The organism is Flavobacterium sp. (genome assembly GCF_036759525.1).
In the GTDB taxonomy this organism is placed as follows: Bacteria; Bacteroidota; Bacteroidia; order Flavobacteriales; family Flavobacteriaceae; genus Flavobacterium.
Genome location: NZ_DAIOUN010000041.1, coordinates 1 through 1678, shown reverse-complemented (window position 1 = coordinate 1678; position 1678 = coordinate 1). Strand labels below are relative to the sequence as shown.

1 pseudogene is annotated in these 1678 nt (G+C 40.8%); it reads left to right on the top strand.

From position 1 onward, the window contains the following. Positions 1 to 74 precede the first annotated feature (74 nt). Positions 75 to 1595, top strand: a pseudogene (locus tag V7M80_RS13135) (IS1182 family transposase); the annotation flags it as partial. Positions 1596 to 1678: the final 83 nt, after the last annotated feature.

Genomic DNA, 1678 nt, shown 5'->3' with positions numbered 1-1678 from the left:
TGTGCTTGTTGCACAACTCCCCAAATATACCAAAAAAATCTTGCAAAAAAGATTCACTTTTTGTAATTTTAGACATGCAAGGAAAAAAAGAACTCACCCCCAAAATGCTCTACCAAGTTCATTTACAGGACTTGATTCCGGAGCATAATTTCTACCGATTGCTAGATAAAGCCATTGACTTTCGGTTTTTGTATAAAGCTACTCAAGACTATTACGGAGAAGAAGGCCAAGAGAGCATTGACCCTGTGGTGTTCTTCAAAATCTGTTTGGTTGGCTATTTGAACAACATCAATTCCGATAGAAAACTTATTGAATATTGTTCCAATTGTTTAGACGTTCGTTTGTTTATTCGCTATGATATTGATGAAGCTCTTCCCTGGCACAGTACCATTAGCAGAACGCGTCAATTGTACGGAGAGGAAGTGTTTATGGAACTATTCAAAAAAATTCTTTCCTTATGTGTTGAGAAAGGAATGGTTCGTGGCAAACGCCAAGCGGTTGATAGTGCTTTTATCAAAGCCAATGCTTCGATGGATAGTTTGGTAGAGAAGGAAGTTTTAGATGATGTTGATTATTATGCTCAGGAGCTCAATGAAAACAGCGAATACAAAGTTAGCCAGACACGTAAAAAGCTCGTTGACCAACACCACCATTGGAAAACAGAAGCCTATAAAGACATGCCTAAAGGAAGTATCAAAGGCGACAGAAAAGACGAAAACGGCAACCTTATCCGCCCCAAATATGTATCCAATCACACGCATTACAGTCCCACCGATCCCGATGCCAAAGTAAGTGTCAAACCCGGCAAGGCACGTCAACTCAATTACTTTGGACAACTCGCCGTAGACGATGCCAACCACGTGATTACCGGAGCCTGTGCCGACTTTGCCGACAAACGCGATAGTCAGTGTCTGGAACAACTCGTAGAACTCACCAAAGAAAATTTAGAAGAAAACAACCTTGAACTGGGCGAAGTTTTAGCCGATGCCGGTTACAGCAGTGGTGAAGCCTTAAAATACCTAAATGAAAATCATATCAATGCCTGGATGCCTAACTTCGGACAATACGTTCCTGAGCGAGAAGGCTTTGTGCTCCACAAAGAGGAGAATTATTACCAATGCACCAAAGAAGGCGGTAATCAAGCCAAACTGCTTTTCAAAGGTGAGAAAACAGACCCAAAAGGTTATACCAAACGCACCTACCGCAGTAGTGAAAGTGATTGTAAGAAGTGTCCTCTTCGAGAGCAATGTTGTGGAATGAAAACCAATTTCAAGAAGATAGACGACAGCATCCACAAAGAACTCTATGACAAGATGCACCAAAAGCTCACTCAAAACCCAGAGTATGCTAAACGAATGGTCAAGGTGAGGAGTAAGACAGTAGAACCTGTTTTGGGAACGCTCATCAACTTTCTCAACATGAAACGAGTCAATACCCGAGGAATACAACAAGCCAACAAACATGTATTGATGGCCGCTATGACGTACAACCTGAAGAAATACCTCAAGTTTATGGTCAGAAAACCAAAAAGCCAAGCCCAAGTGATATCCATCAATCAAGGGAAGGTAAACACTTTTTTGAAAACCACTTTTTTGAAGCTAAAACAAACGTTTATACACCATCTTTTTTTGAACAACAATGTCTTTAATCCAAAAACAAACCTCGCTTAGAAAGTACT